Genomic DNA, 7,659 nt, shown 5'->3' on the forward strand with positions numbered 1-7,659 from the left:
GCGCGCAGCGGGATGCTGTTGCCGACGATGGTCCAGCCGATGTGGCCGGCGCGATCGGCGACCAGCAGGTTCTGCGGGCGCAACTGGCCGCGTCCGGTTCTGTTCTTCAACTACCCGCCGGAGATCCGCAAGGTGATCTACACCACCAACGCTGTCGAGTCAGTGAACTACGGTCTGCGCGGACTCACCAAACACCGCGGCGCGTTCCCCGGCGGCCTCTTTCATCGCCTTTGATCGTGCGACAAATTGCCACAGTCAATCGTTGAATTCATTTGCGCACTCGACACCTCTCTATGACGGATGGGCCGCGGAGGCGATCCATCCATTCTTTTCATCACGAGAGAGGGAAAAAAGTCATGCGCATCAATAAGAGTTCCATCCTTTCCGCCGTGGCCGTAGCGGCGCTCGCCTGTGCGACTGTCGTATCGGCGCAGGGCACGCCGTCCTTCGTCCAGGTGGCGTCGCACCAGAACTTCAGCGCCACGGTAAGCGCCCTGCAAAAAGCGGTGGCTAGCAATCAAATGATGGTGATGGGCCATATCGATCAGGCCAAGGTGATTTCGATGACCGGCCTCAAGCTTGAGGGTGCTCAGACTTTCCTGGTCGGCAATCCGCAGATGGGTAAGCAGGCGTTCGGCATGAGTCCGGCAGCCGGTGCCGTGCTGCCGGCCCGCGTATACGTGTGGTCCGACAAGGGCAACACCTACATCGGCTACTTCAAGCCGTCGGTCCAGCTCAGTGCAATTTCTCCCGGCTTCGAGATGATGGGCGGCTTGCTCGACAAGAAGCTGGACATGGTGGCGAACCAAGCTGCGAAGTAACCCGAGCCGCGGGCGGATGCCTGGCATCCGCTCGTCTTTATCTGCGCCTTGCGCAATCACGAGGAGGTAGCAGTCATGCAGCTTTTTGCGAGGATGTCGCTGGGAGAACTTCTTGCCACCTTGCTGGCACTGGCTGCGGCATCGGTGTCACCGCTGGCATTCACCATTTCGGCAAGCGGAATCATCACGATGCACCGCCTTGGCGAAGTCGCCATATTGCCGGGATTGGTGGCCTGGGTGTTTTTCGTAGTGCTCGCTTTCGCCATGCGCTGGCGCCGCTTGACCTCCGCGGGCCTGCTGGCGCTGCTTGCCGGTGTGCTTGGCACATTGGTGATGGAAGTGGTGCGCTCGATCGGTTTCAGGGTGTTCGAGGCCATGCCCGGTTCGTTGCCCATGCTGATCGGCGTGCAGCTGACCGATCAGTTCATGAGTGGCCCCGATCTCTGGTCGAACCTGATTGGGTGGGGTGATCATGTCTGGAACGGCATTGGTTTCGCGTTCATCTACATCGCGGTGTTCGGCCACCAGCGTTGGTGGGTAGGCGTCTTGTATGCCATGGGCATCGCCACCGCTTTCATGCTGAGCCCCGTGATGGACATCATTGGCGCTGGGGTCTTCGGTCATGATTTCGCTCCGGTGCGTTTTCCCGCGACCGTCTATCTGGCCCATATCGTCTATGGGGCGATGGTCGGTTGGATCACGCAACGCTCCAAGCATGCGCCGCGACACTTCCTGCTGGATCTGTTCTAGACCAGCAAGGGAGTCCCCCCGGCTCTGCCGGGGAGGCCGTAGAAGTTTGACGCATGCGGGAGTCCACCGGGGAAACTCCGTCCGTGAGCCGCTGATCCGCCAAGCACACAGTCCCGATGGACGAGTATGAGAGCTTAAATCACACGCAATGGGAATGCCTGTACCACGTGATGTTCATACCCAAATGCCGTCGTCGCACTGTGGGATCGCGTTAGCGATCCCGATTCAGCCGCTTTGAGCGGCTCACACAACTAAAGCACCCGGCTTTGCGAGGGCACTTGCCTGACAAAAAATTATTGTATTGCTACCCCTTTTTGCCTTGATGGCAAGTATGGAACGAAAGGCCAGACTTGCACGCATACCTGATTTTCTATCCATGTGAAATCAAAACTTCTCAAAGGGCGCGTCGCGGATCGGGTTTAATTTCGCCATAGACATTGGGCACGCGACGCAGTGCGAAATGCCTGCGTCGCTATTTTTTGTTCGCGGGTAGCATGGCTATTGCATAAGCTTCCACGAAGATTTTTCAATTCTTTGGGTACTAGAGAAATGCCTGCTGCATGAACTTTGTGTTTGCCCATCTTTCACCTCGGTCATCTGCTTTGGCGATATTGAATTGCTTGCCGGAATACCCTGGATTCAGGAATGAGATGGATTATCGCAGAAATATAATTTGTGGACGTCTATTTGACCCTGATCAAGATTAATTACCTACGTTCCATTGATGATTTCGGCGCACCAGCAGGACAGCACATCCAATAGCGAAAGGTATGGCGGATTATCCGTCGCATCTCCTAGGATTTTCTTTTACAGCTAGCGCCGACGATACTTTCATCTGCAAGTGAAAGGACGCGGTGTGGAGAACGGACCATGCATCTCTTCAATCGTCGTTTTGTTATAGCCAGCCTCCTGTTCGCATTGCTCCATCCTGCCGGGGTGCTGGCTGGACAGGAGCAGCCGGGAGCCAGGTTGTTCCAGAGCAAGGGCTGCTCCGGCTGCCACACGATCGGCGGTCAGGGCGGTCACGTGGGGCCGATCCTGGACAACGTCGGCGACCGCCTGTCGGCAGAGTGGATCTACAAGTGGCTGAAGGATCCGCCGGCGGTCAAGCCCGACACTAACATGCCGAATCTGCACTTGACCGACGACGAGCGCGCGCAGCTGACGTTCTACCTGACGTCACTGAACTCCGGCGTGCGCCCGGCGCGGCCGGTCGTCATGACCTCGACGGGCGAGGTCAAGAGTAATCCTCCGGATCTCGACCCCAAGTCGCCCGAGAACAGTTATCTGGATCTCGGCGTGCACGAGTCGTATGTGAAGGTGCAACGGGGCAATATCCAGGATCAGATCCAGAGCTTCATTCCGCCGGTCTACGAACCGGCGGTGACCGAATCCGCCTTCGTGCTTCCGCCTGGCGCGTTGCGCGTCCAACTGGGCTACCGCCAAGTGGGCGCGCTGGACGCGAGCGACGTCGTCGGCCAGCTGGACATCCAGGGGCACTTCAACAGTTTTCACCTCAATCGCCAGTTCACGGACCTGGACCTGGTCCTCGGACTGGACCACAACATGACCCTGCGCTTCAACCTGCCGATCCAGAGTTCGCGGATGCACGCGGAGCTCAACCCGCAGTTCATCAACATGATCTCGGCGTTTCCACAGGGCAGCACCTCGGCGGTCGGTGACTTGAGCGTGTTCCTGAAAAAGAAGTTCGTCGACCAGGGCAATTTCCCGGTCGGCATCGCCGGCGTCGCCGGTCTGCGGTTCCCGACCGGATCCAACAAGGAAAAGTTCGACCCCGGCACCACCGCATCGCTGATGGGCATGAAGATGATCTTTCCGTTCCCGGCCATCGACGGCAACGGAAACCCGGACATGAGCACGATCGGCGACGGCATCTTCCGGCGGTTCTCGAACGACGGCCGCCTGCCAGCGCCGCTACAGCCCGGTCTGGGCACGCTCGGCGGCTACCTGGGGGTGTTCGCGAGCCGCCAGCTGGAAGGCAGCAGCTTCTTCGGTCGCGGCGCGCTGCACGTCGGCTCGCTGTACGAAATCAGGCCGAAGGCCGACGGTGTCGATCCGGGTGACGTCGTGCGCTGGTTCGTCACGTTCGTCAAGCCGATCTGGCACGACAACGTCTCGCTCGACCTGACCTACCTCGGGTTTCACCAGCAGACGGATTCCTACGACGGCAAGCTCTTCCAGCCGATCAATCCCATGGCGACGACCGGGCCGCTGTCCGGCGGCATGCCGATTCCGCCCAGCATGATTCCGCCGATGCCGGGCCTTCCGAGCCCGGCTCCGGTCGGCTTCAAGATCATCGACCGTCCGTCGTTCTCCGGCGGCACCACCCAGTTCGTGTCCGCCAGCGTCGTGGTGATTCCCAACCCCCTGTTCAAGGTATCCCTGGGGGCACTGGTGCGCGTCGCCAAGCCCAGTCTGGGACCGTCGCCGCCGTACGTGATCAACGCCTCGTTCACCTATACATTCGCCTCGGGTCTTTACCGGGGAGGGGAGTAATTCCATGCGCCTCGATCTTCGTTTCCTGATTGCTTCGGCCCTGCTGGCGGGATGTGTGTCCGCCGCTGTGGCTTTCGATTACGTGACCTGGCCCGATGGCCGCCGCGTGCGCGTGGTGCAGGCCAATCCCCAGCTGGATCTGTCCAGCCTGAAGAGCGGCATGAGGGGCCATGTACTCGACCGCCGCTTCAACACCAATGAAGGCGAATATCTCGCCAACGAGATGTACCTGTCGGGCACGGAATTCTTCCTGCGCGCCGGTGAACGCAAGCTGCCGATCGCCCATGACCGCCAGTTTGCGTACATCGCCAATATCGAGGCGTACTGGTACTCGCGCTACAACCTGGTCGGACCCACGATCCGCGCCCGCCTGGGCATCGGCTTGGTCAACGGTCCGTACATCGATCTGCTGGCGAAGTCGCAAACCCGTCTCAACCGGTTCGGCCGCGATCGCGGCGAGCTGGTGGAGTCCAACAAGCAGGTGATGCTGTCGGATGTGGTCGGATCCTTTCTGAAGCGCTCCGGCATGCCGTACCAGTTCGACAACGCGGTGCCGACCATGCTCGAGTTCAAGTCGGGCGATCCGAAATTTGTGATGCCCGTGAATACCAACATAGACAAGTACGGACGTCCAACCTACCTCGACGATTTCGAATCGCTGCGCTGGTCCAACGACAGCATGGACCACAACATCGATATGGGCGGTGTCGGCCAGGCCATGCTTAAAAAGGTGCTGTGGTCCAAGTTCTTCCTGCGCCGCAACCATACCGACATCGATTTCCCCGGCGAGGTGTTCCTTGGCAACAATGCCGAGGACGGGTTCCGCGGCGGCATGCTTGCCCTGGCTTCCCTCTCCACCATGATGATGACCAAGGCGGCACTGTTCGTCGATCCTTCGCACCGCGAATCCCATCTGCCGCCGACGTTCCACACGCTGAAGCTGGTCGGCATCGATCCGCGTAGCTACCACCCCGACGCGGGCCTGCGCTACATTCCGCACGAGATCCATCCGACCCTGACCTACATCGGCGACCTTCCGGTGCGCCAGTACGATTTCTCGACGAAGGACGTTTCCAGCCAGCTGTGGGACCAGGCGTCCTGGCTATGGGCGACCTCGGAATACTTCGACTTTTCCAACCCTCGCAAGCGCGACAACTGGAACAACGTATTCGGGTACCAGACCCCTTACGACGGCAGCATCCTGCCGCAGAAATATGCGCTGCTGGCGCAGGACATGGCCAATGTCGTGCTCGACAACATGAAGGCGATGCATCGGGTCGACGGCGTACTGGTGTCGTCCTGGCAGCCCGGCAAGGGCCCCGGCCACAGCGTCAGGATTTCGGATCTGGCCCTGGCCATGGTGGCGCTCGACGACTTCGGGCGAAACATGGACCTGGAACCGGCCCGGGAGCAGGATGCCAAACAGTTGCTGCAGCAGCAGGCCGATTTTCTGCTCGGCGCCCAGGCGGCGGACGGTTCCTTCGTTTCCGAGTACCAGGTTCCCGGCGCCAGGCCGTCGGGTGAACCGGACAGCACCAGCCAGGCCTTCGGCATCCGCGCCATGCTGGTGGCATACCACGCACTGGGCGACAAACGCTATCTGGATGCGGCGCATCGGGCCAGCGCGAACTGGAACAGCAAATTCTGGGACAAATCGGCCTGGCTGTACCGCAATACGCCGGAATCGGATCAGGTGGTCTACACGCCGGTGGACGTGGCGGCCACGCTCGGCGCGCTGCGCGAGCTGGTGCTGGTCGACCGCGACATGCATTTGCTCGACCGTTTCAAGAAGTTTTTCGTCCAGGCCGTGGATTCCAGCGGCCTGCAGCAGGCCGAGGACCTCTACACCGGCGAGGACATCAGGCAGGTGCGCACTGGCGACACGGACAGCGACGGCGACGGTATCCCGTTCGTCGGCACCAGCGGGATCGACTCGGTCTTTGCGTCGAAGGTCGCCTTCGATCTGGGCCAGCCGGCGCAACACCCGGTCGCCGCGCCGGCGCGTCCGCATCCGGTCACCGGCGAGCAGATTTTTGCCGCCAACTGCGAGGTCTGCCACGGCAAGGGCGGCGTCGGCACCGAAGGGCCGACGCTGATCGACAACTCGTTCGTGCAGCTTACCGGCCGCGACGGCGTCATCCGGACGGTGACCGACGGTCGCGTCGGTGTCGGCATGCCGACGTGGGGCGGCGTGCTCACCGCCGACGAGATCGGCAGGGTGGTGGACTACATCCGCGGACTGCACGGAGCCGAACCCGACAAGCAGGCGGTGGCCAAATGAGAGTCCCGGAGAAGCCGCTGCGGCAATACCCCTGGATTCTGGGCCTGTTCTTCTGGAAGCAGAAGAGGAAATACGGGCAGGTGCTGAAGCCGGGGCTGCTCTGGGGCAGGTCTCCGCGGATGTTCATGGCGGTCGCGCTCCTGTACGGCGTGCTGGACAGGAAGCGGTCGCCGCTGAGTCCGGCACTGCGTTCGCTGGTGACCGTGCGGGTGTCGCAGATCAATTGGTGCCGTTTCTGCGTGGATGTCAATTCCGCGACGCTCGCCAAGCGCACCGGCTCGATGGAGAAAGTGCTGGCATTGGCCGATTGGCGCCATAGCGACCTGTACGACGACGTCGAGGCGGCAGCGCTGGAATACGCCGAAGCGATGACTTGCAGCGACCGCCAGGTGACGGACGAGCTGGTGGCGCGGCTGTCGAAACATTTCGACGACGACGCTCTCGTGGAACTGACCGGGCTGATCGCCTTCCAGAACATGTCGAGCAAATTCAACAGCGCCCTCGACGTGCCGGCCCAGGGGTTCTGCCAGCTGCCGCCGCCCGGGCAATAGCCGCGCGGCGAGTACTCCCGGCACGGACGAATGCGCGGCTTCATCATCCCTCCACCACAACAAGGGAAAGCACGATGAGTATCGAGTTGCGGATGCTGGTCTGGAGTGTCGTGCTGGGGCTGGCGCAGATTGCGGTTGCCGCCATCGGCGCGATCGGTTAGCGAGGGCTGGGCTGCCGGTCCGCGGGACGTAGGATCGAAACCGCTCGGCAAGATCAGCGTGTGATTCGATCGCGCCAGCGGGCAATCTCCTGAAAACCTTTCCGCTGTTCGCCGCGGTCGTGTTGGTCGGTTATGCGCTGCAGCACCACGATGGCATGACCGCGCTGAGCGCCCAACTCTACCTCTTGGCATGGCTGGCCTATGTTCCGGCCTATGCGGCAGGCATCCCTACCTGCGCACGATGATGTGGACAACAAGTCTGGTCGGTATTGTGCTGCTGCTTGCTTCGCTGTTCGGAGACGCAGTGGCTCTCCCGGCCAAAACGAAGGTGTTGTGGGCGGACGCATGTCGATGCGCTTGCGGCGGCGGGTTCCAGACCTGCGTGCGGATCAGGGGCGCATCGGCACCAGGATCAGGCGGTGCTGCTCCGGCCCTGGCAGCAGTGGCGTGGGCCTTCCCTCGACCCAGTCCGCGTGGCCCGCGCCGAAATACGGTGACAGTGGGTGGTCGCTCTGGCCGCCGGGCATGTTGAGGATGCCGCGGGCCTCCTGGCCGGGAGCCACGACCAGGTGCTCGGA

The 7,659-nt window shown here is 61.4% G+C and carries 8 protein-coding genes and 1 pseudogene; 7 read left to right on the forward strand and 2 right to left on the reverse strand.

Features of this window, described 5'->3' with window-relative positions; translation table 11 throughout:
* Positions 1–78: 78 nt before the first annotated feature.
* The 3 genes and pseudogenes from AC3WTD_RS18300 to AC3WTD_RS18310 form a co-directional block, all read left to right on the forward strand.
* Positions 79–210: pseudogene (locus tag AC3WTD_RS18300) on the forward strand (transposase); the annotation flags it as partial.
* Positions 211–356: 146 nt separating this feature from the next.
* Positions 357–821: a DUF302 domain-containing protein gene (locus tag AC3WTD_RS18305; RefSeq protein WP_492614639.1), complete on the forward strand. Its 465-nt coding sequence runs from the start codon at positions 357–359 to the stop codon at positions 819–821.
* A 75-nt stretch (positions 822–896) separates the two neighbouring features.
* Entirely contained in the window at positions 897–1,571 is a 675-nt protein-coding gene (locus AC3WTD_RS18310; protein WP_492614640.1) for a hypothetical protein, read from the forward strand.
* 831 nt (positions 1,572–2,402) lie between these two features.
* Here the strand turns inward: AC3WTD_RS18310 and AC3WTD_RS18315 are convergent.
* Entirely contained in the window at positions 2,403–2,597 is a 195-nt protein-coding gene (locus tag AC3WTD_RS18315; RefSeq protein ID WP_492614645.1) for a hypothetical protein, read from the reverse strand.
* Here AC3WTD_RS18315 and AC3WTD_RS18320 point away from each other — a divergent pair.
* The 4 genes from AC3WTD_RS18320 to AC3WTD_RS18335 all read left to right on the forward strand — a co-directional run bounded on the left by AC3WTD_RS18320 (position 2,508) and on the right by AC3WTD_RS18335 (position 7,326).
* Positions 2,508–4,088, forward strand: a complete 1,581-nt coding sequence (locus AC3WTD_RS18320; RefSeq protein ID WP_492614644.1) for a c-type cytochrome — start codon at positions 2,508–2,510, stop codon at positions 4,086–4,088. The two genes, AC3WTD_RS18315 and AC3WTD_RS18320, sit on opposite strands and share 90 nt — an antisense overlap.
* A 4-nt stretch (positions 4,089–4,092) precedes the next feature.
* On the forward strand, positions 4,093–6,369 hold the full coding sequence (locus AC3WTD_RS18325; RefSeq protein ID WP_492614641.1) for a c-type cytochrome: 2,277 nt from the start codon (positions 4,093–4,095) through the stop codon (positions 6,367–6,369).
* 119 nt (positions 6,370–6,488) lie between these two features.
* Positions 6,489–6,920, forward strand: coding sequence for a carboxymuconolactone decarboxylase family protein (locus tag AC3WTD_RS18330; protein ID WP_221174172.1), 432 nt, complete (start codon positions 6,489–6,491; stop codon positions 6,918–6,920).
* 280 nt (positions 6,921–7,200) lie between these two features.
* Complete coding sequence (locus AC3WTD_RS18335; RefSeq protein WP_492614642.1) at positions 7,201–7,326, forward strand: hypothetical protein; 126 nt, start codon at positions 7,201–7,203, stop codon at positions 7,324–7,326.
* Between the two features lie 144 nt (positions 7,327–7,470).
* Here AC3WTD_RS18335 and AC3WTD_RS18340 read toward each other — a convergent pair.
* Positions 7,471–7,659, reverse strand: a 189-nt coding sequence (locus tag AC3WTD_RS18340; protein ID WP_492614643.1) for a hypothetical protein, incomplete at its 5' end; no start/stop codon positions are given.

Source organism: Rhodanobacter sp. FW106-PBR-R2A-1-15 (genome assembly GCF_058789735.1).